At 64.1% G+C, this 25,400-nt stretch carries 18 protein-coding genes and 3 pseudogenes; 13 read left to right on the forward strand and 8 right to left on the reverse strand.

Annotated features, from left to right (window positions below; translation table 11 throughout):
* The first annotated feature begins 59 nt into the window (after positions 1-59).
* The 11 genes and pseudogenes from V1290_RS18005 (at position 60) to V1290_RS36540 (ending at position 14,071) form a co-directional block, all read left to right on the forward strand.
* A complete protein-coding gene (locus V1290_RS18005; protein ID WP_334365646.1) occupies positions 60-1,586 on the forward strand; it encodes a malonate--CoA ligase in 1,527 nt (508 codons plus the stop codon).
* Between the two features lie 520 nt (positions 1,587-2,106).
* Positions 2,107-2,505 carry a succinate dehydrogenase, cytochrome b556 subunit gene (gene sdhC, locus V1290_RS18010; RefSeq protein WP_334365647.1) on the forward strand — a complete coding sequence of 133 codons (399 nt, stop codon included), beginning with the start codon at positions 2,107-2,109 and terminating at the stop codon, positions 2,503-2,505.
* A 14-nt stretch (positions 2,506-2,519) separates the two neighbouring features.
* Complete coding sequence (sdhD, locus tag V1290_RS18015) at positions 2,520-2,894, forward strand: succinate dehydrogenase, hydrophobic membrane anchor protein (protein ID WP_334369080.1); 375 nt, start codon at positions 2,520-2,522, stop codon at positions 2,892-2,894.
* A 3-nt stretch (positions 2,895-2,897) separates the two neighbouring features.
* A complete protein-coding gene (sdhA, locus tag V1290_RS18020) occupies positions 2,898-4,754 on the forward strand; it encodes a succinate dehydrogenase flavoprotein subunit (RefSeq protein WP_334365648.1) in 1,857 nt (618 codons plus the stop codon).
* Positions 4,755-4,778: 24 nt separating this feature from the next.
* The gene (locus V1290_RS18025; RefSeq protein ID WP_334365649.1) at positions 4,779-5,564 is read left to right on the forward strand and encodes a succinate dehydrogenase iron-sulfur subunit; all 786 of its coding nucleotides are present in this window, start codon (positions 4,779-4,781) and stop codon (positions 5,562-5,564) included.
* A 148-nt stretch (positions 5,565-5,712) separates the two neighbouring features.
* Complete coding sequence (locus V1290_RS18030; protein ID WP_334365650.1) at positions 5,713-7,866, forward strand: hybrid sensor histidine kinase/response regulator; 2,154 nt, start codon at positions 5,713-5,715, stop codon at positions 7,864-7,866.
* Between the two features lie 118 nt (positions 7,867-7,984).
* Entirely contained in the window at positions 7,985-9,979 is a 1,995-nt protein-coding gene (locus tag V1290_RS18035) for an ABC transporter ATP-binding protein/permease (RefSeq protein ID WP_334365651.1), read from the forward strand.
* Positions 9,980-10,231: 252 nt separating this feature from the next.
* Positions 10,232-11,059, forward strand: a complete 828-nt coding sequence (locus V1290_RS18040; RefSeq protein ID WP_334365652.1) for an FkbM family methyltransferase — start codon at positions 10,232-10,234, stop codon at positions 11,057-11,059.
* A gap of 42 nt (positions 11,060-11,101) precedes the next feature.
* Positions 11,102-11,488 carry a VOC family protein gene (locus tag V1290_RS18045; RefSeq protein WP_334365653.1) on the forward strand — a complete coding sequence of 129 codons (387 nt, stop codon included), beginning with the start codon at positions 11,102-11,104 and terminating at the stop codon, positions 11,486-11,488.
* An 83-nt stretch (positions 11,489-11,571) separates the two neighbouring features.
* Positions 11,572-11,803 (forward strand): annotated as a pseudogene (locus V1290_RS18050) (hypothetical protein).
* Positions 11,804-12,012: 209 nt separating this feature from the next.
* Positions 12,013-14,071 (forward strand): annotated as a pseudogene (locus tag V1290_RS36540) (OmpA family protein).
* Between the two features lie 55 nt (positions 14,072-14,126).
* Here V1290_RS36540 and V1290_RS18060 read toward each other — a convergent pair.
* On the reverse strand, positions 14,127-15,083 hold the full coding sequence (locus tag V1290_RS18060) for a homocysteine S-methyltransferase family protein (protein ID WP_334365655.1): 957 nt from the start codon (positions 15,081-15,083) through the stop codon (positions 14,127-14,129).
* 199 nt (positions 15,084-15,282) lie between these two features.
* On the opposite strand from V1290_RS18060, the gene V1290_RS18065 reads away from it, so the two are divergent.
* Positions 15,283-15,918, forward strand: a complete 636-nt coding sequence (locus V1290_RS18065; RefSeq protein ID WP_334365656.1) for a TetR/AcrR family transcriptional regulator — start codon at positions 15,283-15,285, stop codon at positions 15,916-15,918.
* Positions 15,919-16,046: 128 nt separating this feature from the next.
* Here V1290_RS18065 and V1290_RS18070 read toward each other — a convergent pair whose 3' ends face one another.
* The 7 genes and pseudogenes from V1290_RS18070 to V1290_RS18100 form a co-directional block, all read right to left on the reverse strand.
* Positions 16,047-17,801 (reverse strand): alkaline phosphatase, encoded by a 1,755-nt coding sequence (locus tag V1290_RS18070; RefSeq protein WP_334365657.1) that lies wholly within the window; start codon positions 17,799-17,801, stop codon positions 16,047-16,049.
* 266 nt (positions 17,802-18,067) lie between these two features.
* Positions 18,068-19,405 carry an argininosuccinate synthase gene (gene argG, locus V1290_RS18075; protein ID WP_334365658.1) on the reverse strand — a complete coding sequence of 446 codons (1,338 nt, stop codon included), beginning with the start codon at positions 19,403-19,405 and terminating at the stop codon, positions 18,068-18,070.
* A gap of 211 nt (positions 19,406-19,616) precedes the next feature.
* Positions 19,617-20,378, reverse strand: coding sequence for a phosphatase PAP2 family protein (locus tag V1290_RS18080; RefSeq protein WP_334365659.1), 762 nt, complete (start codon positions 20,376-20,378; stop codon positions 19,617-19,619).
* A 271-nt stretch (positions 20,379-20,649) separates the two neighbouring features.
* A pseudogene (locus V1290_RS18085) lies at positions 20,650-21,143 on the reverse strand (hypothetical protein).
* Between the two features lie 29 nt (positions 21,144-21,172).
* Complete coding sequence (rlmN, locus tag V1290_RS18090; RefSeq protein ID WP_334365660.1) at positions 21,173-22,372, reverse strand: 23S rRNA (adenine(2503)-C(2))-methyltransferase RlmN; 1,200 nt, start codon at positions 22,370-22,372, stop codon at positions 21,173-21,175.
* A gap of 168 nt (positions 22,373-22,540) precedes the next feature.
* Entirely contained in the window at positions 22,541-23,170 is a 630-nt protein-coding gene (locus tag V1290_RS18095) for an invasion associated locus B family protein (protein WP_334365661.1), read from the reverse strand.
* Positions 23,171-23,335: 165 nt separating this feature from the next.
* Positions 23,336-24,175: an SDR family oxidoreductase gene (locus V1290_RS18100; protein WP_334365662.1), complete on the reverse strand. Its 840-nt coding sequence runs from the start codon at positions 24,173-24,175 to the stop codon at positions 23,336-23,338.
* Positions 24,176-24,285: 110 nt separating this feature from the next.
* On the opposite strand from V1290_RS18100, the gene V1290_RS18105 reads away from it, so the two are divergent.
* Complete coding sequence (locus tag V1290_RS18105) at positions 24,286-25,260, forward strand: NADPH:quinone oxidoreductase family protein (protein WP_334365663.1); 975 nt, start codon at positions 24,286-24,288, stop codon at positions 25,258-25,260.
* The last annotated feature ends 140 nt before the right edge of the window (positions 25,261-25,400 follow it).

The following is a 25,400-nucleotide window of genomic DNA, read 5'->3' on the forward strand; positions in this document are numbered from 1 at the left end:
CGTTCTTGCTATTCCAGCCTGCGAAATTCGCAGGCCAGCGCCCTCTAGGGGAAGTTTGCATGAACACGACTGCCAACGCCAACCTGTTTTCCCGCCTGTTCGACACGCTCGACGATCCAAACCGGCTCGCGATCGAGATGCTCGATGGCACGCGCATCAGCTATGGCGAGCTGATCGCCCGCGCCGGCCAGACGGCGAATGTGCTGGTCTCGCGCGGGGTCAAGCCCGGCGACCGTGTCGCAGCCCAGACTGAGAAATCGGTCCCGGCGCTGGTGCTCTATCTCGCAACCGTACGCGCCGGCGCGGTGTACTTGCCGCTCAACACCGCATATACGCTCAACGAGCTCGACTACTTCATCTCCGACGCCGAGCCGTCGCTGGTCGTGTGCGATCCCTCGAAGGCCGAAGGCATCGGCGTGATCGCCGCGAAGGTGAACGCAAAAGTCGAAACGCTTGGGCCCGACGGCGAGGGATCACTGACGGACGCCGCCGCCAAGGCCGATGCCGCCTTCGCAACGGTCGCCCGCAGCAATGACGATCTGGCTGCCATTCTCTACACCTCAGGCACCACCGGCCGCTCGAAGGGCGCGATGCTGACGCACGACAATCTGGCGTCGAACTCCTACAGCCTGGTCGACTACTGGCGCTTCACCGACAAGGATGTGCTGATCCACGCGCTGCCGATCTATCACACCCACGGCCTGTTCGTGGCGAGCAACGTGACCCTGTTCGCCCGCGCCTCGATGATCTTCCTGCCGAAATTCGACCCTGAAATGATCATCAAGCTGATGGCGCGCGCCACCGTGCTGATGGGCGTGCCGACCTTCTACACGCGGCTGTTGCAGAGCCCGGCGCTGTCGAAGGAATCGACCAGCCACATGCGGCTGTTCATTTCCGGCTCGGCGCCGCTGCTCGCCGACACCCATCGCGAATGGGCCGCGCGCACCGGCCACGCCGTGCTGGAACGCTACGGCATGACCGAAACCAACATGAATACCTCCAACCCCTATGATGGCGAGCGCGTCCCCGGCGCCGTCGGCCATCCCCTGCCCGGCGTTTCCGTCCGCGTCACCGATCCCGAGACCGGCAAGGAGCTCGCGCGCGACGAGATCGGCATGATCGAGGTGAAAGGGCCCAACGTGTTCAAGGGCTACTGGCGCATGCCGGAGAAGACAAAAGCCGAATTTCGCGACGACGGCTTCTTCATCACCGGCGATCTCGGCAAGATCGACGCCAAGGGCTACGTGCACATCCTGGGCCGCGGCAAGGATCTGGTGATTTCAGGCGGCTTCAACGTCTACCCCAAGGAAATCGAGAGCGAGATCGACGCCATGCCGGGCGTGATCGAATCCGCCGTGATCGGCGTGCCGCATGCCGATTTCGGCGAAGGCGTCACCGCGGTGCTGGTCTGCAACAAGGACGCAGACGTCACCGAGGCGGGCGTGCTGAAGGCGCTCGACGGACGACTTGCCAAATTCAAGATGCCGAAGCGCGTGTTCATCGTCGACGAATTGCCGCGCAACGCCATGGGAAAAGTGCAGAAGAACATTTTGCGGGATACGTACGCCAAGATCTACGCCAAGTAATTCGATGTCGTCCCTGCGAACGCAGGGGCTCATACGCCGCGGCGGGAAATGCCGAACGCCATCTCCAGCGCGCGCTTGGACATAGGCACTCTCGCGCGGACCCATCCGACAGCGCTGAATGGCGCTTCGCCGGCGGCCGCAAAAACCGCATATCCGGTCGGCTCTGGATGAATAGCCACGGCCGCGAAGGGCGGCGCCGGCACCGCGCGCGCCATCGTGGCAAGCCGAGCCGATCTGGCCCGCCTGCCACTGGTGCGGTTGCTCGCCTATTACGAGCCAGAGCCCGCCCGTTGCGCTCCTCAATGAACAGAATACTTATTCAATTCTTCAGGCAGATCGGCATCGGTGGTATACCAAGCCGCTGAATGGTCGCGTTTCGTAGCTCCATAGCAATGAACGATGATTCCATTCCGAGCGATTTGATCGTTGCGCGGACTGACTCGACTCCGTAAATAGAATTCATCTACCGCGTTCCCCGATGGGCCCGGCCGCGGTCCACACAACGTAAAAAAGCCGCCGAATGACCGCCAGGATCGAACGACCGCTATCGCCCCATTTGCAGACCTATCGCGTCACCCTGACGATGGCGCTTTCCGTCGTCCACCGCGCCACCGGGATTGCGCTCTATTTCGGTACGCTACTGCTGGCCTGGTGGCTGATCGCAGCGGCGTCCGGCCCCGGAGCCTACGCCAACGTCCAGGCCTTCACCGGCAGCATCATCGGCAAGCTGATCGTGTTCGGCTACACTTGGGCGCTGCTCCACCATCTGGTCAGCGGTATCCGCTACTTCTTCTGGGACCTCGGCTACGGCTTCAAGGCCAACGAGCGCGAAGCCCTCACCTGGGGCGCGCTGATCGCGGGCATTTCGCTGACCGTCCTGGTCTGGATCATCGCCTACACGGTCGGAGGCGGACCATGAGCCGCCCCTCCTCGATGCGCACGCCGCTCGGCCGCGTCCGCAATCTCGGTTCCTCGCATTCCGGCACCACCGATTTCTGGCGCCAGCGCCTCACGGCGGTGGCGATGACGCTGCTGATCGTGCCCGTCATCGTGATCGTGCTGATGCTGATCGGCCGCAATCAGGCCGGCGCTGCGCAAATCCTCGGCTCGCTTCCGATCGCCATCATCCTGGTCCTCTTCATCATCGCCAGCGCCTGGCACATGAAAATCGGCATGCAGATCATCATCGAGGACTATGTGCACAACGAGACGGTGAAGCTCGTGAGCGTGATGGCCAATAATTTCTTCTGTATCGCGGTCGCCTTGGCGTCGATCTACGCGATCGTCAAATTGTCATCGGGAGTGTAACCCATGGCTGCTCAAGGTTCGCCCGCCGAAGGTAACGGCAAAGCCACCAGGGCCAGTGGCCCGGCCAGCAACGGAAAAGCCTATCCGATCGAGGACCACACCTACGACGTCGTGGTCGTCGGCGCCGGCGGCGCCGGCCTGCGCGCCGTGGTCGGCTGCAGCGAGGCTGGCCTGCGTACCGCCTGCATTACAAAAGTGTTCCCGACACGCTCGCATACGGTCGCGGCCCAAGGCGGCATTTCGGCTTCGCTCGGCAACATGCATCAGGACGACTGGCGCTGGCACATGTACGACACCGTCAAGGGGTCGGACTGGCTCGGCGACCAGGACGCCATCGAATACATGGTGCGCAACGCGCCGGAAGCCGTCTACGAGCTGGAGCATTGGGGCGTGCCGTTCTCGCGCACCGAGGACGGCAAGATCTACCAGCGTCCGTTCGGCGGCATGACGATGGACTACGGCAAGGGCCAGGCGCAGCGCACTTGCGCCGCCGCCGACCGCACCGGTCACGCCATGCTGCACACGATGTACGGCCAGGCGCTGCGCCATTCGGCCGAGTTCTACATCGAATTCTTCGCCATCGACCTGATCATGGACGACCAGGGCGTCTGCCGCGGCGTCATCGCGCTCAAGCTCGACGACGGCACGTTGCACCGCTTCCGTGCCCAGACCACGATTCTCGCCACCGGCGGCTATGGCCGCGCCTACGCCTCCTGCACTTCGGCGCATACCTGCACCGGCGACGGCGGCGGCATGGTGCTGCGCGCCGGCCTGCCGCTGCAGGACATGGAGTTCGTCCAGTTCCACCCGACCGGGATTTACGGTGCCGGCTGTCTGGTCACCGAGGGCGCGCGCGGCGAAGGCGGCTATCTCGTCAATTCCGAGGGCGAGCGCTTCATGGAACGCTATGCGCCCTCCGCCAAGGACCTCGCTTCGCGCGACGTGGTCTCGCGCTCGATGACCATCGAGATCCGCGAAGGCCGCGGCGTCGGCAAGAAGAAGGACCACATCTATCTGCACCTCGATCATCTCGATCCGAAGGTGCTGCAGGAGCGGCTGCCCGGCATTTCCGAATCGGCGAAGATCTTCGCCAATGTCGACGTCACCCGGGAGCCGATTCCGATCGTGCCGACCGTGCACTACAACATGGGCGGCATTCCCACCAATTATCACGCCGAAGTCCTGACCAAGAAGGACGGCGACGACAATGCCGTGGTGCCGGGCCTGATGGCGATCGGCGAAGCAGCCTGCGTGTCCGTGCACGGCGCCAACCGGCTCGGCTCCAACTCGCTGATCGACCTCGTCGTGTTCGGCCGCGCCGCTGCGCTGCGGCTGGCGGAAAAGCTGACGCCGAACGGCAAGCAGCCCGAACTGCCGAAGGATTCCGCCGACATGGCACTCGGACGGCTCGATCATTACCGCCATGCCTCCGGCGGCACGCCGACTGCGAAGCTGCGGGACAGCATGCAGCACGTGATGCAGAACAATTGCGCGGTGTTCCGCACCGGCGAAATCCTTCACGAGGGCCAGAACCTGATTCACAAGGTGCATGGCGGCATCGGCGACATCGCGACCACCGACCGCTCGCTGGTGTGGAATTCCGACCTGATCGAGACGCTCGAATTCGATAATCTGATCGTGCAGGCGGTGGTTACCATGGATTCGGCGGCGAACCGCACCGAAAGCCGCGGCGCCCATGCGCGCGAGGACTTTGCCGAGCGCGACGACAAGAACTGGATGAAGCACACGCTGGCCTGGATCGATCCGAACGGCAAGACCGTGATCGATTACCGCCCGGTGCACGACTACACGATGACGAACGACGTCCAGTACATCCCGCCGAAGGCGCGGGTGTATTGATGACGACAGCGAAGGCTTGCAAGCATGGCTGAATTCACGCTTCCGAAAAATTCGAAGATCACCGGCGGCAAGGCCTGGCCGAAGCCGGCAAGCGCGACCGAGACGCGCGAGTTCCGGGTCTATCGCTGGAATCCGGACGACGGCAAGAACCCGAGCATCGACACCTATCATGTCGACATCAACGATTGCGGGCCGATGGTGCTCGACGGCCTGATCTGGATCAAGAACAACATCGACCCGACGCTGACCTTCCGCCGCTCCTGCCGCGAAGGCGTCTGCGGCTCCTGCGCCATGAACATCGACGGCCAGAACACGCTGGCTTGCACCAAGTCGATGCACGACGTGGCCGCAGGTGGCGCGGTGAAAGTCAATCCGCTGCCGCATCAGCCTGTCGTGAAGGACCTGGTGCCCGACCTCACGAACTTCTACGCGCAATATGCCTCGATCGAGCCGTGGCTGCAGACCACGACGCCGACGCCGCAGAAGGAATGGAAGCAAAGCCACGAGGACCGTGAAAAGCTCGACGGCCTTTACGAGTGCATCCTGTGCGCCTGCTGCTCGACGTCCTGCCCGAGCTACTGGTGGAACAGCGAACGCTTCCTCGGGCCCGCCGCGCTGCTGCAGGCGACGCGCTGGGTGAAGGATTCCCGCGATGAAGCGACCGGCGAACGGCTCGACAACCTCGAAGACCCGTTCCGGCTCTACCGCTGCCACACCATCATGAACTGCGCCAAGGCCTGCCCGAAGGGCCTGAACCCGTCGGAAGCCATTGCCGAACTCAAGCTGAAGATGGTCGAGCGCCAGATCTAGCCGTAGATTTGGGGAACGCGAACGGCGGCCGGATTTGAATCTATTATGATCAATCCGGCTTGACCGCCCGAAGCGCAAGTTCCCTTCGCCGCTCCGCTTTATTCCTCGCACGACTTTGCGTTAAGCTTGGCACGAAGCCGGAGCGAGCGTGCAGACCGCGCAACCTAATTCGCTGAGACTGCTGCAATGGATGATGGTCGCCTCATTGGCGCTTCCGTTGGCGCTCTTTGTATTTGCATCCGCTGTCTCCTGGGTCTCGATCCGCGAAACGGCCGACCGTGAAATCGAGCGCACGCTGGATGTCGCGCACGAGCATGCGCTGAAAGTATTCGAGACCATCGACCGCAGCCTGTCGGAGATCGCCGAGATCATCCGCGACCTTCCCGACGCTGACATCGTTGCCCGCGAACAAGCGCTGCATTTGCGGCTGAAGCAGTTGGTCGCCTCCCTGCCGCAGGTGAAGTCGGCCTGGATATTCGACGCCAAGGGCCACGCGCTCGTCAACAGCCTCGTCGTCCCGGCGCCCGAGATCGATTTTTCCGACCGGGACTATTTCAAAGCCCACGTCGCCGGCGATATCGGAACCTATATTGGCGAGGCGCTCACGCCACGGCCGCCCTATCAGGGCGCGGCATTCTTCGGCGTCGGCAGACGGCGCCCGAGCGAGGACGGCAGCTTCGCAGGTGTGATCCAGACCTCCGTGCTGCCGGAATATTTCGAAAATTACTACGCCCGGATCGGCCGCGAGCCGGGCAGTTTCTTCGCGGTCGGTCGCGCGGACGGCGCCGTGCTAGCTCGCTTTCCCGCTGCAGGCCGCGAGGTCCGTCTCGACCGCAACAGCCCGATCGGAAAACTGCTCGCGGCCGATCCCAAGTCCGATCCCAAGGCCGGCCTCGTCACCGTGACCTCATCGACCGACGGCATCGAACGGCGCCTCGGATATCAGCGGCTGGCCGAATACCCGATCTATGTCAGCGCCGGCCTCGAGACGTCGGTGATCCGGGCGCGCTGGCTGTCCACCATGAGCCAGCACCTGATTTTCGGTGCGCCGGCCACCGCGCTGCTGTTTGCCCTTCTGGGGCTGGCCTTGCGCCGGACGCGCCACCTTTATTTCGAGGCCGAGAAGCGCCGGGTGGCCGAGGAAGCGTTGAAGCACGGTCAGCGGCTGGAGGCGCTGGGCCAGTTGACCGGCGGTGTTGCGCACGACTTCAATAATCTGCTGACGGTGATCCGCGCTTCCGTGGACCTGTTGCGGCGGCCCGACCTGCCGGAACAGCGGCGGCTGCGCTATATCGATGCGATCTCGGATACGGTGACCCGCGCCGCCAAGCTGACCGGGCAATTGCTGGCCTTCGCGCGGCGGCAGACGTTGAAGCCGGAGGTGTTCGACGTCGGGCGGACCGTGCAGATGCTGAGTGAAATGATCGGCACCCTGATCGGTTCGCGCATCGAAATTGTCATCCTTGGGCCGGAAGAACCGTGCTTGGTCAACGCCGACGCCGGCCAGTTCGAAACCGCCATCATCAACATGGCCGTGAACGCGCGGGACGCTATGGAAAGCCGCGGACGGCTGACGATTGCGGTCGGAATGGCGGCCAGCCTGCCCAATGCCGCCCCGCAGCCGCAGCATCCATATGGTTATGTGACCGTATCCGTCGCCGATACCGGCAGCGGCATTCCGCCGGACCAGGTCGAACGTATTTTCGAACCCTTCTTCACGACCAAGCAGGCCGGCCATGGCACCGGGCTCGGCCTGTCGCAGGTATTCGGCTTCGCCAAGCAATCCGACGGCGAAGTGGCTGTGTCCAGCGAAGTGGGCAAGGGCAGCATTTTCACGCTGTATCTGCCGCGCACCGCCGGCAGCGGCAAATCGCGACAAACGCCGGCAGCAGATGCCGCGGCGATCGACGGAAGCGGGATGTCGGTGCTCGTGGTCGAGGACAATGCCGAGGTCGGACGCTTCGCCACCGACGCGCTGGCCGAACTCGGCTACGCCACCAGGCTCGTCGGCAACGCCGTGCATGCACTCGAAGAACTGGCGGCCGGCGCCGAGCATTTCGATGCCGTGTTCACCGACGTCGTGATGCCCGGCATGACCGGCATTGAACTCGCCCAGGAAGTCCGCCGCCGCCATCCCGACCTGCCGGTGGTGCTGACCAGCGGCTACAGCCACGTGCTGTCGGAGCACGGCAGCTACGGTTTCGAGCTGCTGCAAAAGCCCTACTCGATCGAGCAGCTCTCCCATGTGCTGCACCGGGTTGGCCGGCGGAAGGTAGAGCCGAGCGCGGAAACGCGAGCGTGATCCAGGCGCCGTAAGTGCCAATGATTGGCTTCGGCGTTTTCCACGTCATTGCAATGACGGCGGAGGGATACTCGGACAACCAGCGGGAACCATCTGATTTCCCTTACGTTATCGCGGCATGGCCAGACCCGATGTGAAGCCCAAGCCATCTGTCAGGAAATCCTCAGCCAAGAAATCCCCTGAGAAACAAGAAGATTCGGAGTTCGTGGACGTCACGGCGGAAGGCGGTGAACGTGTCGAACCGCCGCCGCCGGAGGTCGTCGAGCCCGATCCGGAAATGTCTCCGGAGGAGGCCGAGCAGGCCCGCAAAAATTATCTGCTGACGCGGTTCTGGATCAGCGCGCGCGGCTATTGGGGCAGCGGCGGCGACCGGCTGGCGTGGCTGCTATCGATCGGCCTGCTGCTCCTGATCGTCACCAATGTCGGATTTCAGTACGGCATCAATGTCTGGCATCGCGCAATCTTCGACGCCATCGAAAGGCGCGACGCCGCGACCGTCTATTTTCTCACCGCGGTGTTCTTTCCGCTGGCCATCGGCAGCGCGTTACTCGGCGTGGCCCAGGTGTTCGCCCGCATGGGCATTCAACGGCGCTGGCGCGCCTGGCTCACGAATGCGGTGATCTCGCGCTGGCTGGCCAACGGCCGCTACTATCAACTCAACCTGGTCGGCGGCGATCATCAGAATCCCGAATACCGCATCGCCGAGGATTTGCGGATCGCGACCGATTCGCCGGTGGATTTCGTCGCCGGCGTCACATCGGCGTTTCTGTCAGCCGCCACCTTCATCGTCGTGCTCTGGACCATCGGCGGCGCTCTCACGATCACGCTGGTCGACTCGACCGTCACCATCCCCGGCTTCCTCGTGATCGCCGCGATCGTCTACGCTGCGATCGCTTCGGGCTCGATCACGGCGATCGGACGAAGCTTCGTGCAGGTGTCCGAAAACAAGAACCAGGCCGAGGCCGAATACCGCTATGTCCTGACCCGCGTGCGCGAGAACGGCGAGAGCATCGCGCTGCTCGGCGGCGAAGAGGAAGAGCGCGACGGCATCAACAAGACATTCTCAAAAGTGCTGCAGCAATGGGCGCGGCTCGCCGGCCAGCACATGCGCACCACGCTGGTGTCGCAGGGATCGCACCTCATCGCTCCGGTGGTTCCGATACTATTGTGCGCGCCAAAATTTCTCGAGGGCAGCATGACGCTGGGCCAGGTGATGCAGGCGGCATCCGCCTTCACCATCGTGCAAACCGCGTTCGGCTGGCTGGTCGATAATTATCCGCGGCTGGCCGACTGGAACGCCTGCGCGCGCCGCATCGCTTCGCTGATGATGTCGCTCGACGGCCTGGAGCGTGCCGAGCAGGGCGACGGCATCGGCCGCATCCAGCGTGGGAAGACGGAAGGCGGCGCCATGCTGAGCCTCAACGATCTCTCGGTGACACTGGACGACGGCACCGCCGTCGTCGGCGAGACCGAAGTCGTGATCGAACCCGGCGAGCGATTGCTGGTGGCCGGCGAGTCCGGCACCGGCAAGAGCACGCTGGTCCGCGCGCTCGCCGGGCTGTGGCCCTGGGGCGGCGGCAGCGTCAATTTCCATCCTGACCGCCGGCTCTTCATGCTGCCGCAAAAACCCTACATCCCCTCCGGCACGCTGCGACGCGCGATCGCCTATCCCGGCGCGGCCGACGACTGGCTCGCCGAGCAGATCTGCGATGCCCTGCACAAGGTCGGCCTCGACCATCTCAGGGAGAAGATCGAGGAAGAGGGACCATGGGACCAGACGCTGTCCGGCGGCGAGAAGCAGCGGCTGGCGTTTGCGCGCCTCCTGCTGCACAACCCCGATATCGTGGTGCTTGACGAGGCGACGTCCGCGCTCGACGAGAAGAGCCAGGACAAGATGATGGAGCTCGTTATCAAGGAATTGCCGAGCGCCACCATCGTCAGCGTCGCCCATCGCGCCGAGCTGGAGGCGTTCCATAGCCGCAAGATCGTGCTGGAACGACGCAAGGGCGGCGCCAAGTTGGTCAGTGACGTCGACCTGATTCCGCGCAAGGACAGACAGCGCCTGCTCGGCCGTTTCCTGCGCCATCGGAAAGCTGCGAAGAAAGCGGCGTAGATCTCTTTCTCGCCGAGTGGCGCGCACGATCCATCCAGCCCGTCATTGCGAGCGCAGCGAAGCAATCCAGCTCTTCACTCGCCGCGCTATGGATTGCTTCGCTGCGTTCGCAATGACGCAGATAGGCCGCAACGTACCGGTGCCCCGCCTTTGCAAGGACATAGCAGACCGATCGATCGCGACAGAAATTGAACCTGTTTCGCTGCCGTAAAACCGGCTATGCATGCGCCGCTTCTATCCGAGGACCACCGTTTGACGCCCGATAACGACCCTTCGCCCGCGCCGTTCGGCGCGTTCGCCCCGAATGCCGCACAAGCCGCTATTATCTCGCTGGCCCACCGCTCGCGGCTGAAGCGCGGTGCGTTCCGGCCGATGCTGTCGCGGCTGGTGAACCTGTTGCGGACAGGGCCTGTCGACGTGCAATACCAGGGCGCTTCGTTCCGCTTCTATCACCAGGCCAGCGCCACCGAGCGCGGCGCGCTGTTCAATCCCGACTACAATCTCGAAGAACTGAATTTTCTCCGCGCGCATGTGCCCGCTGGCGGCGTATTCGTCGATGTCGGCGCCAATGTCGGCACCTATGCGCTTGCGCTGGCGCGCCATGTCGGCGCCGGCGGCAAGGTGATCGCGATCGAGCCGCACCCCGTCACGCATGCGCGGCTTGCCTTCAACAACGCCGCCTCCGGCTACAGGCAGGTGCGGCTGGTCGCGGCCGCCGCCGGTCCCGCCGATGGCGAGTTGATGATCGAGACCGATGGCGACAATCTCGGTGCCAGCCACATCGTGTCAAGCGGGGCCTCCGGCAAGGCGATCAAAGTGCCGTCGCTGCGGCTGCAGCGCATCCTTGACGAGGCTGGTGTCTCACATGTCGACGCGCTCAAGATCGACGTCGAAGGATTTGAGGATCGCGTGTTGACCGGCTTCTTCGCCGACGCACCGCAGGCCTTGTGGCCCCGCGCGATCGTGATCGAGCATCTGTCGAAGGACGAATGGCAGCAAGACTGCATCGCCGACATGCGCTCGCAGGGTTACGCAGAGACCGGCAAGACCCGCAGCAACACGCTGCTGATGCGAGGCTGAATTTCCGTTGCGAACCCATCTCTCAAACCGCAGGAGGGCTTGATGATCGATCACATCGGATTTCCGGTTTCGGATTATGAACGTTCCAAGGCCTTCTATCTGAAAGCCCTGGCGCCGCTCGACTACACCCTCGTGATGGAAGTCAAGCAGGACCGCCCAGGCGAGCAGCCCGCCGCAGGTTTCGGCGCCAATGGCAAGCCCGATTTCTGGATCGGCGGCGAGGGCGGAATGGACAAGCCGCTGCATGTCGCGATCGCGGCGAAGAACCGCGCCACGGTTGACGCCTTCTACAAGGCGGCAATGGCCGCGGGCGGGCGCGATAACGGTCCGCCCGGGATCCGCGCGATCTATCATCCGAACTATTACGGCGCGTTCGTGCTCGATCCCGACGGGCACAACATCGAGGCTGTCTGCCACGCACCCGAGTAGCTCGGTTCCATTATTGGATCATGCGGGAACTTGACGCCCGCGTCGCCGTTATCGCTCCCGGAACTTGTAGTCCGGGAGATGCGATGCCGATTGAACCGCCGGAGGTACCGCCGGCGACACCGGGACAACCGACGGAGCCGCCGCGCGAGGAGCCACCGGGCCGTCCTCGTCCGGAGGTGCCGCCACCGGTGCATGAACCGGGCCGGCCGCCCCAGCCGCGGGAATTGCCGGGGCGAGATGCCAGACGAGCTACCGGTGCGTGGGCCGAATGGCCCGCGAACGCCCAACCCAGCCACCGATCCGGAGACCGAATGATACAAACCTTGAAACAAACTTTGAAAGCACCGTCTGAACGCGCAATGAACGAGGGACCACGCAACCCTTTGCTTTCATGAAATAAAAAGCTACGGGCGATTTGTAAGCCGCCATAATCCGGCCTAATGATTAGCTGCTGATCGACCAACTGATACGTCAACACGGCACTTCCGTTACTGCCAGGCCTTTTCCGGGGACCAAAGGACATCATGACAAACCTTCGCATCGTGCTGCTCGCCACAACTGCCCTGTCGGTAACGCAGCTAGCGAGCTTCGCATCGCATGCGCAGACCGCTCCGCTTGTCCTGGCGCAAGCCAAGGAAGAGGAGGGCAAAGCCAAGGGGCAGCAGCCGCCGCCGAAGGGAGCGCCGCCACCGGCGGCCGCCCCCACTCGACCGGCGCCTACTCCGCCGCCTCCGGCCGCGGCGCCGCCTCCACGTCCGGCGCCTGCCCCACCGCCGCCGGCGGCTGCCCCACCGCCACGCCAGGCACCGACGCCCCCACCACCGGCGGCTGCACCGCCGCCACGTCCAACAACCGGCGCCGCCTCCTCCGGCAGCCGCACCGCCGCGTCCAACACCGCCTCCGCCGCCGCCTCCTGCGGCCGCGCCTGCGCGTCCGACTCCGACACCGCCACCTCCCGCGGCGGCGCCCGCGCGTCCGACTCCACCGCCGCCTCCGCCACCAGCGGCAGCTCCCACTGCGCCGAAGCAGCCGGCGGCACCGACGCCGACACCTACGCCGCCTTCCGCTCAGAAGGGGACTCCGTCTCCCGTGCCGCCACCCCCAGCGGCCGGCGCGAGACCTTCGCCGACGCCGGCTCCAGCCGCGTCGCCGACGACCGCTCCATCGCCCGGCACGGCCGCACCGCCGGCGCGTCCCGGCGCGCCGCCCGCGACGCCACCAGCCGCGGGTACTCCGACGACACCACCGGCTGCGGGCGCTCCGACGACCGCGCCAACGACACCGCAGGGACGCCCCGGCACACCGCCTCCAGCCGCGGGTGCGCCAACGCCGGCGCCAACACCACCGACGGGCCGCCCCGGCGCGCCGACTCCCGGCGCCCCCGCTGGAACGGCGCCGGCCGCGACACCCGCGCCGACGGCACCCCCGGCTGCTGGAACTCCGGCGGCTCCGGGCACCACGACCGCTCCCGCGGCGCCAACCGCCGTGCCCGGTGCCCCGGCCGCCACGCCGCCGGCAGGCCGGGTCCAGAACGCGCCGCCAACGGTCGCGCCGGCCTTCCAGCGTGCGCCGCAGGTCACGGCACCACTGCCGGCGCCGCCTCCGCCTCAAGAGGGACTCCGGGTGATCGCCCCGGGCACTCGGGCCGCAGGACCGCAACGTCTCGACGACTTCCGCGGCCAGCGCCGCGAAGTTCAGGAAGGCGGCCGCACGGTCATCACCGAACCCGGCCGGATCATCATTCGCGATCCGGGCGGACAGACATATGTCCGTCACAGCGAGGTGGACCGCTTCCGTTACGGTGCGCGTGATATCCAGACCCAGACCGTCGGCGGCGAGACCCGTACTGTCGTCATCAGGCCCGACGGCAGCCAGGTCATCACCGTGATGGGCCGCGACGGCCAGTTGCTGCGGCGTATCCGCCGCGACGAGCGCGGCCGCGAGATCATCATCATCGACAACAGCTACCGCGATCCACGGGCGACCGGCGGCTTCTTCGTCGCGCTGCCGCCGCCGACGATACGCATCCCGTATAACCGCTACATCGTCGATGCCGAGGAGGCGGAGCCGGAGGTGATCTACGACACCTTGATGGCGCCGCCGGTGGAACGGATCGAGCGGCGTTATTCGCTGGACGAAATCCGTTACAGCCCGACCGTGCGCCAGCGCATGCCGAGCATCGACGTCAACACCATCAACTTCGAAACCGGATCGTGGGAAATCCCGCCCGATCAGGCGGCGAAACTGCAGGTGATCGCCGACGGCCTCAACCGCGCAATCCAGCAAAATCCGCGCGCGGTATTCCTGATCGAGGGCCACACCGACGCGGTCGGCAACGACGTCGACAATCTGTCGCTGTCGGACCGCCGCGCCGAATCGGCGGCCACCTTGCTGACGCAACAGTTCAACGTGCCTGCGGAAAACCTGACATCGCAGGGCTATGGCGAGCAGTACCTGAAGGAGCAGACCGACGGGCCGAGCCCGATCAACCGGCGCGTCACCATCCGCAACATCACGCCGCTGCTCACTGGCGGTCAGGCGTCGCTGCCGCCGCCCCCGCCCGGCACCGCGCCGCCGCGCTGAGCTGGCAGTCGATCAACATGAAAATGGCCGGGAGCAATCCCGGCCATTTTTTGAATCAAGCGCTGATGGCCCGCGGTGGCACGCACGCTTCGCAAATGGCGGCGGCGTGCCGATGATCGGTGCCGCAGCAGCCGCCAAGAATGCGCATCGTCGGAAATGCGCTCGTGAGCGCAACATAGCGCCGCCCGAGGTCAGCCGGATCTCCCGAATCCAGAGTGACTGACTCGTCGAGCTCGGCGTGGCTCTTTGTCGAGGCGTTGGCCCTGATGCCATGGATACGTTCGGTCCAGGCTTCGCCCGCCTTCAACGCGTCTTCGAAATGCGTGGGGTGCGCACAGTTGATCAGGAAGTATTCGGGCGCACCATCGGTCTCGCGATCCACGGTCTCGATCGCCTCACGCAACGTTTCTCCTTTCACCAGGCGGCCATTGGTCTCCACAGTGAACGAGATGGCCGCCGGTATCCCTTGCGACCGCGCGGCGCGCGCGATGCCGATCGCTTCATTGATGCTGGTAAGGGTATAGGCGGTGACCATGTCAGCGCCGCCTTCGACGAAGGCCGCAATCTGCGCCCGATGATAGGCCTCGGCTTCGTCAGCCTGCATGTTGCCTGCCTTGTAGCCGTCGCCGCGCGGGCCGATGGCGCCGCTGATGACGCAGGGTGCGCCTGGCCGCTCCCAGCCGGTGCGCAGCTCCTCGAGGAATGCAATCGAACGGACATTGATCCCAGCGAGCGCGGACGCGTCATAGCCGAGCTTGGTGCCCCAATCCGGATTGGCACGCCATGTCGGGCTGTCGAGCACGAAGCCAACCCCATGCTCGCGCGCGACCGCGAGATAGGCGGCATAGTACTGCTTCAGCTTCTCCCGCCCTTCGGCGCTATCGAGCAGCACAAAGGCCGCGAAATGCGGCAGCTCCACGCCTTCGTGGAAGATCAGCGTGGTTTCCATGCCGCCATCGGTGAGGAAAACGCCACCGCGGCGCTGCGGCAGGGCGTGTCGGTATTTGGCCATTTCAACATCTCCGCGAATTCGAGGACCTCGACACGTCTCGCGCATCGGCCAGGTCCGGCGATGTTGGTGCCTCATAGTGTCGCGGCCGCCTAGGCGGCTCGTGGTGCGGATGAACCTTGAGCTGCAAAATGATACGAAATCAAATGGTTGCCAGCAGGACGCAAGCTCCTGCGGCTTTCGGCCGTGGAGAAACCGTACCATGAGTGCAGTTTTGGAGGCCCCGAAGGGCAAGGGCGAAGCCACCCGCGAGCGCATTCTCGAGATCGCGGAGGCAGCCGTGCTCGCCAAAGGCTTCGGCGCCACCTCGATCGAGGAAGTGATCGCCGAGGCCGGCCTGACCAAGAGCGGCTTCTTCTACCACTTCAAGGACAAGAACGCGCTCGCCCGCGAAATGGTCCGGCGATATGTCGCAACCAATGATCGCCTGTTCGACGAAATCTTCGGGCGCGGCCAACAGCTATCGGACGATCCGCTGCAGGCGTTCCTGATTTCACTGAAGCTGCTTGCGGAAACGATGGCCGATCTGCCGAACGGACATCCCGGCTGCCTGATCGCCAGCATCTGCTATCAGGAACGGCTGTTCGACCGTGAGATACGCGATCTCACCGCGCAGTCCGTGCGGGACTGGAATGCGCGCTTCCGCACGATCCTCGACGGCATCGCGGCGGTCTATCCGCCGAGAGAGCCGGTCGACCTCGACGATGTCGCCGACATGCTGTCCTGCATCGTCGACGGCGCCATCATCATGTCCAAGACGCTGAACGATCCCGGCCGACTGGAGCGGCAGATCATGATCTTTCGAAGCTGCATCAAACTGATGTTTGCACCAAACTAGGCCGTCGCCCCGGCGAACGCCGGGGTCCATAACCACAAATGCCGGTTGTTGAGAGAAAGCCATCGACCAGTGGTTCAACAATATCCGCCGCGGAGTATGGGTCCCGGCTTTCGCCGGGACGACAGGGACTACCGTCCCGCCGCGGCAAGGCCGAGCGCCTCCGCCATCACGCGAAAGACTTCGGTATTGTCCATCGAGCCTCGCACCCGTTCGCTGCCAGGCCCAGCCGCGGTCAGGATGACGTCCTCGCCGGAATGCACGCTCGCGCCGATCATCGCCGGCAGGTTGCCCGGCCGCAGCACCGCGCCGGGAACGTCCTTGTATTTTTCATTGGCCTTGAAGGTTGCGGGATCGTCGCCCTTCACGGTCGGTGCGTTCGGATCATCGAGCTTGGGACGGAAGGTCTCGTAGTGGTCGGGAAGGCTGGCCGAGAAGATGGCAAGCCGCCGGCTAACGTCGACGCGCGACGGATAGCCGTCCGCATCAGGCGCCGGATAGTTGGGGAAGCCGGCTTTGTCATAGACGCCGACGCGCTCGCGGAACGGCACGTTCGGCGTCGTGCTCATATCGTCATTGATGGTGCCGACCAAGCTGTTGGGATGGCTGTGGTCCGCCACGACCAGGATCAGGGTGTCGTCGCCGCGCTTGCTGGCCCAGTCGCGGGCAAGGCGCACGGCGTTGTCGAGCATGATGGTGTCATAGACCGCGCGCTCCATGTCGAGCAGATGGGCGTATTTGTCGATCATTCCGGATTCCACCATCAGGAAGAAGCCGGCTTCGTTTCTCGACAGCACGTCCAAGGCGGCCTGAACCTGCTCGGTCAGGTCCGGCTGTTCGGGAAACTTCTTCACGCCGCCACCCTTGAGGAATTTGCGGTCGAGCGCGCCGTCCATGTTTCCGGAGGCAAACAGGCCGAGCAGCCGGCGCGTCTCGGGCTTTGCCGAGAGCGCGTTGAGTTCGCTTGCGGTGGTCGCCACGGGATAGCCGGCCTCGCGGAAACGCGCGATGTAATCGACATCGTCCTTGCGCTTTCCGGACGCAGCCTTTGGCAGGAAATTGGCGCTACCGCCGCCCAACAGCACTTCGGGCTTCGCCGCGAAAAACTGCTCGACGATAGGATCATACTCGGCACGGCGACGGGTATGGGCCACCATCGCCGCCGGCGTTGCATCCTCGATTTCGGTGTTGCTGACGATGCCGATGCTCAAATTGAGCCGGCGCCTGGCGAGGCTTGCGATAGTCTCGACCTTGGGATCGTCGAGCGGGTCCCTGGTGCGGTCGGCATAGACGCCCATTGCATTGACGGCGCTCTTGTGGCCGGTTGCGTAAGCACTAGCCGAATTTGCGGAGTCAGTGATGATCGAATCGGAACCCGCGGTCGCCACCAGCGCCATATGCGGCATGTCGTCCATCGCAAGCTTGCCGAGGCTTTTCCCTTCAGCGATGCCCTTGGAAAGCAACCGCGCCCCGACGCGATGGGATAGCGACATGCCGTCGCCGATGAACAGGATGACGTTCTTCGCCCTGCGCGGGCCGGTGTCGTAAACGGTCCATGTCACCTTGCGGCTGCGCGTGCCGTCTCCGGCTTCGACAACGACAGGGCCGGGCGCGGTCACCGCGACGTCGCGGAGCATCAGCGCCGACTGGTCCTTGCCGTCCTCACGGTCGACAAACGTTCCGGCGCGGCCGAAGGCAACGGCGTAGTCCTGACCGTTGACCGTCACCTTCAGCTTGGCCGGATCGACCTTGTCGGGAAATTCGACCTTGAAGTCGAACTGCGCACCGGAAAGGATTTCGGCGCGGTCGATGGGATAAATCGTCTGGGCATCGGCCGCCGATGCCGAAAGCAGGAGAGCGAGGGTGAGAGTGACAGGCTTGATCATGATCGAGGCTCCGGTCGGACACACGGTACGGGCAGCGTGCGTGGCTGTTCCGAGAGAATTCAGGCGGGCAAAATCTAGCTGTCCCGGATGACGTATCCATAACGGCGACCAACCCGCGTGGCTCTCGTGCCCCGGACGCAGCGCAGCACGCAGTGCTGCGCTGCTGAGCCGGGGCCCAAAAAGTGCGTATCGGCTATGTGGTCCTGGGTCCCGGCTCTGCGCCGCACCGCTAACGCGCTGCGTCGCGTCCGGGACACGAGAGTTTCTCAGCCTTTGTCGCTCTCTAGCTTGAAAATCTCCGAGCCTTCGCTGCCCGCCAGCAGGCCCGTGTCCGAATAAAGCTTCAGCTTGGCGCGGGTATCGGCGATGTCGAGGTTGCGCATGGTGAGCTGGCCGATGCGGTCCGCCGGCGAGAACGCGGCGTCCTCGACCTTCTCCATGCTCAGCCGCTCCGGCTGATAGGTCAGGTTCGGGCTCTCGGTGTTCAGGATCGAGTAGTCGTTGCCACGGCGCAGTTCGAGCGTCACTTCCCCGGTGACCGCGCGCGCCACCCAACGCTGGGCGGTTTCGCGCAGCATGAGGGCCTGGGAATCGAACCACCGCCCCTGGTACAGCAACCGTCCAAGGCGCATGCCGCTGATCCGGTACTGCTCGATAGTGTCTTCGTTGTGAATGCCGGTGACCAGGCGTTCGTAGGCGATGTGCAGCAGCGCCATGCCGGGCGCTTCGTAGATGCCGCGGCTCTTGGCCTCGATGATCCGGTTCTCGATCTGGTCGCTCATGCCAAGGCCATGCCGGCCGCCGATGGCGTTGGCCTCGAGGAACAAGGCGACCGGATCGGTGAATGTCTGGCCGTTCAGCGCGACGGGCTGGCCCTCCTCAAAACGCACGGTGACCTGTTCGGCCTTGACGGCGCAGTCGTCGCGCCAGAACGGCACGCCCATGATCGGGTTGACGATCTTGATGCCGCTGTCGAGACGCTCGAGATCCTTGGCCTCGTGGGTGGCGCCGAGGATATTGCTATCGGTCGAGTACGCCTTTTCGGCGCTCATCTTGTAGGCGAATCCGTTGGCGGTCATGAATGCCGACATTTCCGCGCGCCCGCCCAATTCGTCGATGAACTGCTGGTCGAGCCAGGGCTTGTAGATCCGCAAGTTCGGATTGGTCAGCAGGCCGTAGCGGTAGAACCGCTCGATATCGTTGCCCTTGAAGGTGGAGCCGTCGCCCCAGATGTTGACGCCGTCCTCCTTCATCGCCGAGACCAGCATCGTGCCGGTCACCGCGCGCCCGAGCGGCGTGGTGTTGAAGTATGCGATGCCGCCGGTAGAGACGTGGAAGGCGCCCGATTGGATGGCGGCAATACCTTCGTGGACCAGTTGCGTGCGGCAATCCACCAGCCGGGCTTTTTCGCCGCCGAACTCCAGCGCTTTACGCGGAATCTCGTCGTAGTCGGCCTCGTCAGGCTGGCCGAGATTCGCGGTATAGGCAAAAACGCGCGCGCCCTTTTGCTTCATCCAGAGCAGCGCCGCGCTGGTGTCGAGACCGCCCGAGAAAGCGATGCCGACTTTTTCCCCCTTGGGCAGGCTTTTCAGGATCGTACTCATCGAGCTTCCAATCGGTCGAAATGGCGCATGTCGTTATAGCGTTTTCGAGCGAAGTGGATACCGGTTCGCGTGAAGAAAACGCGTCAAAACAATAATTTAGAGTTTCGGTTCTGATTCAATCAGAACCGAAACTCTGGCGGCTTGAGGCGGCGAATAACAAATTTCGCCGCAATGGGCACGCGTTTAATGGCGCCTGGCTGCTGAGGACGGACTATCCTGCCTCGCGCCCGCGCCAGCGCTGCCACAGGCGGTAGCCGGGCCAGCCCCAGCGCGCCAGCGCGGCTTCGATTTGCGCATCGGTGAGCCTGGTCGACGGCCAGCGGTAGATCCAGGCATAGGCCAGCCAGATCACGAAAAAGCTGACGAGACCGGCGGCTGCGACATCGGTGAAGAAATGTCCGCCGAACGCCATCCGTAGCACGCTGGTCGCGATACCGAACAGGGTCGCCGCCGTATAGGCCAACGGCCGCCACGGCGGCGGCGTCAGCGCCGCGGGCGCGTAGGTCCAGAATGCGGTGGCGCCCTCGCCCGAGAAGAACGAGCAATTACGCCCGCAGGCCCCGCGCGGATCCCACCACGGCACGAATTCCCAGGGACCGTTGAACTCCGTCACCACCACCGGCCTTGGCCGTCCCCAATGGCTCTTGAAGGTCAGATTGGTCAGCACGACCGCGGAGAGCAGGATGGTGACCAGGAGGAACACTGCCGCGCGTCCCGGAACCAGCATCGGCCGATCCGGCCGCAGCAGCTTCGCGACAATGGCGATCAGGGCAGGCAGCGCCAGCGCCCAGGCGATCCACATCGCGGCATCGCGCGCGAAAGCGTAAAGCCCGTTCTGTTTCGATGGAAACGAGGTGCTCGCGGGATCGTAGAACAATGCCGCCAGCTTCAGGTCGAGTTCGGGAAAGATTCCAAACAGCAGTCCGAAAACGAGCGACAGGCCCAATGCGATGACAAGTCCGGTCCGGTTCATGGCGCGGGGTTTAGCCGAGGCGATTGGGGATGAAAAGGCCCGTCATTGCGAGCCACCCGGTCGGCGCGAGGCGCCGCCGGATGACAGGCTCCGCGAAGCAATCCATTTTCTCATTCGCGGACAGAATGGATTGCTTCCGCCTTCGCGCAAAGCGCTTCGGCGGACTCCCGGCCCTGCGAAGCTTGCGCAGCAAGCGGAGAAGGGTCGTCGCTGTCGCTCCCTTGCGCAAACGCTTCGCGTTTGTCGCTGGCAATGACGGCCGTACTCTGCATCATGACAGCGGCCGTGACTGCGATGGCAGCGGCGGCGGCGGCTTTATCGGGGGCGGCGGTTCGCGCCAGGCGCCGGCGGTGCGGCCTGCGATCAACCAGTAGACGAGGCCGGCGACGATGCCTGCACCGGTCATGATTTCGAGATGACGGCGCACGATACCATCAAAAGTCAACGTCTCGGGGTCGAAGGGGGAACGAGGCCGAGATAGCAGGCCGCGCCAACAATCCCGCCGCCGACCGCGTAAGCGAGCACGCTGCGGATGTAGAACGCTTCGGTGATGAGCACGACCACCAGCGCAGGCAGCAGCGCAAAGCCGGACAGGAAGATGAAGCCGAAGCCGAGCACGACATTCAGCGCGCCCTGGTCGATCGGTCCGCCGCCGAGATCGCTGAATTCGGGATACAGCACCGCGCCGACCACGATCATTCCCGCCACGAAGCAGGCGGCGAGGAAGGCGAACAGGATGACGAAGAAGCGGCCGACTAGTGCCATGGTTCATGCACCGTCATTGCGAGGATCGCTCAATCCGTCATCGCCATGGCGCGGAGCGCCTGGCGCTCGCGCGCGGACAGTTTTTCGGTCTCCGACTTCAACTGGCCGCAGGCGGCGAGGATATCGCGGCCGCGGGGCGTGCGGACCGGCGACGAATAGCCGGCGTTGAAGATGTATTCGGAGAACTTTTCGATCTGCTCCCAGTCCGAGCACTCGTAGCGCGAGCCCGGCCACGGGTTGAACGGGATCAGGTTGATCTTGGCCGGAATGCCCTTGAGCAGCTTGACCAGCAGCTTGGCGTCGTCGAGGGAATCGTTGACGCCCTTGAGCATCACATATTCGAAGGTGATGCGCCGCGCATTCGACGAGCCCGGGTAGTCGCGGCAGGCCTGCAGCAGTTCGGCAATCGGATATTTTCGGTTCAGCGGCACCAGCTCGTTGCGCAATTCGTCGCGCACGGCATGCAGCGAGATCGCGAGCATGACGCCGATCTCCTCGCCGGTGCGGATGATGTTGGGCACCACGCCTGAGGTCGACAGCGTAATGCGCCGGCGGGAAATGCCGATGCCTTCATTGTCGGCTGTGATCAGCAGCGCATCGCGCACCGCGTCGAAATTATAGAGCGGCTCGCCCATGCCCATCATGACGATATTGGTGACGAGGCGACTGCCGGTCGGCGTCTCGCGATCGGCCCAGTCGTTGAGGCGGTCGCGCGCCACCATGATCTGGCCGACGATTTCGCCCGCGGTGAGGTTGCGCACCAGCCGTTGCGTGCCGGTATGGCAGAACGAGCAATTCAGCGTGCAGCCGACCTGCGAGGAAACGCAGAGCGTGCCGCGATCGGTTTCGGGGATGTAGACGCACTCGACTTCATGCGCCTTCTGGAACGCGTCGCCGCTCGGCAGGCGCAACAGCCATTTGCGGGTGCCGTCGTTGGAAATCTGCTCGGCCACCACTTCGGGACGATCGACGGTAAAATGCTGCTCGAGCTGCGCGCGCATGTCCTTGGAGACGCTGGTCATCTCCGCAAAGGATTTGGCGCCGCGAAAGTACATCCAGTGCCAGAGCTGTTGCGTGCGCATCTTGCGCTGCGCAGGCGCAACGCCGATCTCGCCGAGCCGGTCGGCGATCTCGGCGCGCGACAGCCCGATCAGCGAGGGCTTTGCCGGCGGCACATAGGTTTCGAGTGGAACCTTCTCCAGCGGCGCCACGGAAGATGAAAGCGTCATTAAGTCACACGAGATGGTTGAGGCGGTGTAGGGTGGGCAAAGCGCAGCGTGCCCACCAAAAAACGTTGATGGTGGGCACGGCGCTGTGCGCCTTTGCCCACCCTACGAAGTCAATCAAATAGGCCTTCCCCGGCCCCTAAACAACGCCATTCTGAGCTTAAATGCCGTCTAGCGCTTACAATCCTGTGCCAGCCGGTCGAGCGCCTGGGACAGCCCCTTGAGCGAGAAGACGTCCGTGGTCTCGGTCCCCTTGGCAGAGACGCCCTTGATGGTGACCTCGGCAGACTTGCGCATGGCCGCGACCATTTGCTCTTCCTCCGCGGCGTTCTTGATCCAGAGCCCATCGCCCTGGGTATACATCGCATAGGACGCGCCGCCGACCTCGAGCGAGGATTCCGAGCCCGGCTTCAGCGCGTAGCCGATCATGATCGAAACTTCGTTGACGACTTTTTCAGCCGGACGCGTCGAGACGAAAGCGTAGGCGGGATCGCGCGGGCGGTTCGGCGGGTTGGTCTTCGACGACGACGGCTTCGCCAACGCGAAGCAAACCTTCTTGCCATTCGGCGTCGCGGTGTAGGCGCCCCAGGTCCCGTACTGACCGATCAAGGTAGGTTCCGCGCCGCCCGCGGCAGCAGCCGCTGCCGGTTCCTGCTTCTTTGCCGCTGGTGCAGGTGCAGGTGCCGCCTTGCCGGAGTCCTTGGCGCCCTTCGCAGCAGGGCTCGGTGTTTGCGCGAGGGCTGTCGTCCCGCACAACGCCGCAATCGCAACCAGAAATGCCAGTATTCGCAACACGGACAACTGGTTCCCTCATTATTGTGACTGGAAGATGGCCCGCGGGCGCATCGCGCCGCCGGGGATGGATAGCCGGGAAATGCTTTTTTGGGAAGGCAGTTACGGTGTTACTCACCGCCGCGGCGACGCTTCGTCCCTGATACCTTCGAATTCAGAGCGCGGGTCTCGACTTCAATCCCTGGAACGGCGCTCGCGCTGCTTCTGCCACTGCGCATCGGTCCATTGCAGCAGATCCTCGGCGCCGGAACTGCGCAAATGCGCGCCGCCATCCTGCACCACCATCTCGCCATTGATGTAACCGGCCTGGTCGGAAATCAGAAAGCTCGCGAGATTCGCAAGTTCGCCATGCTCGCCGGCGCGGCCAAGCGGATTGCGTTGCGCCCAGCTTTCATCGCGACCTTCAGGACGGAGCTGACCAGACGCGCCGGGCGTCGGAAACGCGCCGGGCGCGATCGCAACCGTGCGCACACCCTTCGGTCCCCATTCCACCGCAAGGCTTTTGGTCATCGCCAGCACGGCGGATTTCGCCATCGCCGAGGGTACCGTGAAAGCGCGGCCGGTGATCGTCGAGGTCGAGAGTATGCTCAGCACCACGCCCTCGTGCTTGCTTTCGATCCAGCGCCTGCCCGCGGCAAGGGTGCAGTACATCGTGCCGTGCAGCGTCGGCGCCAGGATCGCATCCGCCGCGCGGAACGAAAGATGCTCGGTCTGCGCGATGAAGGTCGCGGCAGCATTGTTGACCAGCACGTCGATCGGCGCCTCCCGCCAGATCTGGTCCATCATTACATCGACGGCCGCGCCGTCGCGGATATCGCATCGGACTGCAGTAACCTTGCCGCCGAGTTCACCACGCATCTGCGCGGCAGTCGCCTCCAGCAATTCGAGCCGTCGGCCGCAGATGACGAGATCTGCGCCAAGCTCGACGAAGCGGCGTCCCATCGCCGCTCCAAGCCCCGAGCCGCCACCGGTGACCAGTATCCGTTTTCCGGCCAACAGGTTGTTTTCAAACATCGTTTGAATCCCTTCACCCGCGAGTCATGCGTCCGAATCGGATTGTAGCCCGGCTTCAAATCCGGCATGAAGCAGTCAGCTCATCGTTGGTCCGAAAATCAGGTGTGTCCATGAAAGCCATTCTCTGCTCGCAATATTGCCAACCGAACGATCTCGTGCTGGCCGACGTGCCCGATCCGGTGGCCGAACCGGGACAGGCCGTGATCGCGATCAAGGCCGCGGCGCTGAATTTCTTCGACATCCTGATGATCCAGGGCAAGTACCAGATCAAGCCGCCGTTCCCGTTTTCGCCGGCCGCCGAAGTTGCCGGCGTGATCGAAAGCGTCGGCGCCGGCGTGACCGACCTGAAGGTCGGTGACCGCGTGGTGGCGTCCTGCGGCCACAACGGCGCGCGCGAAAAGATCGCGCTGCCGGCAAGCTCGATCGTGAATATCCCCGACAATCTGGATTTTGACCGCGCCGCCGGGATCATCATCATCTACGGCACGGCACTGCACGCCCTGGAAGATCGTGCCAGCCCGAAGCCCGGCGAGACGCTTGCCGTGCTGGGCGCTGCCGGCGGCACCGGCCTTGCGGCCTGCGAGCTCGGCAAGCTGATGGGCCTGAAGGTGATCGCCTGCGCGTCGTCGGACGAGAAGCTGGAATTTGCCAAGGCGCACGGCGCCGAGCTGACGCTGAACTACAGCAAGGAAGATTTGAAAGAGGGCTTGCGTCGGCTCACCGGGGGCAAGGGCGTCGACATCATCTTCGATCCGGTCGGCGGCCCTTACGCCGAAGCCGCCCTGCGCTCGATCGCCTGGGAAGGCCGCTTCCTGGTGATCGGCTTCGCGGCGGGCGACATTCCGAAGATGCCGCTCAACCTCGCGCTGCTCAAGGGCTGCGATATCCGCGGCGTGTTCTGGGGCGCGTGGACCAGGGTCAATCCCGAGAAGAACCGCGCCAACCTGGAAAAGCTCGTGAAGTGGACGGCGGAAGGCAAGATTTCCTCGCATGTCGACCGCACCTTTCCGCTGGCACAAACCGCCGAAGCGCTGAAGGTGCTTGCCGGCCGCAAAGCTATGGGCAAGGTGATCCTGCATCCCTGAGGTGCGCGATCATCTGTCGAACTTAGTCGCCCACTCGGAAGAAGAGAGGAACAAGAGGGAGAGCGGTCCGTGCGATGCACGGACTAGCGACGCACATTTTTTCGCGTCTGCGGCATGAATTTCATCTCACCGATATAGTT

It is taken from the genome of Bradyrhizobium sp. AZCC 1578 (genome assembly GCF_036924675.1).
Classification (GTDB): Bacteria; Pseudomonadota; Alphaproteobacteria; order Rhizobiales; family Xanthobacteraceae; genus Bradyrhizobium.

What these genes read in the sequence shown, in the direction of transcription:
- V1290_RS18070 (WP_334365657.1), bottom strand. Translation starts at nt 17,801, where the DNA reads ATGATCAAGCCTGTCACTCTCACCCTCGCTCTCCTGCTTTCGGCATCG.
- sdhC (WP_334365647.1), top strand. Translation starts at nt 2,107, where the DNA reads ATGACCGCCAGGATCGAACGACCGCTATCGCCCCATTTGCAGACCTAT.
- V1290_RS18035 (WP_334365651.1), top strand. Translation starts at nt 7,985, where the DNA reads ATGGCCAGACCCGATGTGAAGCCCAAGCCATCTGTCAGGAAATCCTCA.
- V1290_RS18105 (WP_334365663.1), top strand. Translation starts at nt 24,286, where the DNA reads ATGAAAGCCATTCTCTGCTCGCAATATTGCCAACCGAACGATCTCGTG.
- V1290_RS18080 (WP_334365659.1), bottom strand. Translation starts at nt 20,378, where the DNA reads ATGAACCGGACCGGACTTGTCATCGCATTGGGCCTGTCGCTCGTTTTC.
- argG (WP_334365658.1), bottom strand. Translation starts at nt 19,405, where the DNA reads ATGAGTACGATCCTGAAAAGCCTGCCCAAGGGGGAAAAAGTCGGCATC.
- V1290_RS18045 (WP_334365653.1), top strand. Translation starts at nt 11,102, where the DNA reads ATGATCGATCACATCGGATTTCCGGTTTCGGATTATGAACGTTCCAAG.
- sdhD (WP_334369080.1), top strand. Translation starts at nt 2,520, where the DNA reads ATGCGCACGCCGCTCGGCCGCGTCCGCAATCTCGGTTCCTCGCATTCC.
- V1290_RS18025 (WP_334365649.1), top strand. Translation starts at nt 4,779, where the DNA reads ATGGCTGAATTCACGCTTCCGAAAAATTCGAAGATCACCGGCGGCAAG.
- sdhA (WP_334365648.1), top strand. Translation starts at nt 2,898, where the DNA reads ATGGCTGCTCAAGGTTCGCCCGCCGAAGGTAACGGCAAAGCCACCAGG.
- V1290_RS18065 (WP_334365656.1), top strand. Translation starts at nt 15,283, where the DNA reads ATGAGTGCAGTTTTGGAGGCCCCGAAGGGCAAGGGCGAAGCCACCCGC.
- V1290_RS18005 (WP_334365646.1), top strand. Translation starts at nt 60, where the DNA reads ATGAACACGACTGCCAACGCCAACCTGTTTTCCCGCCTGTTCGACACG.
- V1290_RS18100 (WP_334365662.1), bottom strand. Translation starts at nt 24,175, where the DNA reads ATGTTTGAAAACAACCTGTTGGCCGGAAAACGGATACTGGTCACCGGT.
- rlmN (WP_334365660.1), bottom strand. Translation starts at nt 22,372, where the DNA reads ATGACGCTTTCATCTTCCGTGGCGCCGCTGGAGAAGGTTCCACTCGAA.
- V1290_RS18060 (WP_334365655.1), bottom strand. Translation starts at nt 15,083, where the DNA reads ATGGCCAAATACCGACACGCCCTGCCGCAGCGCCGCGGTGGCGTTTTC.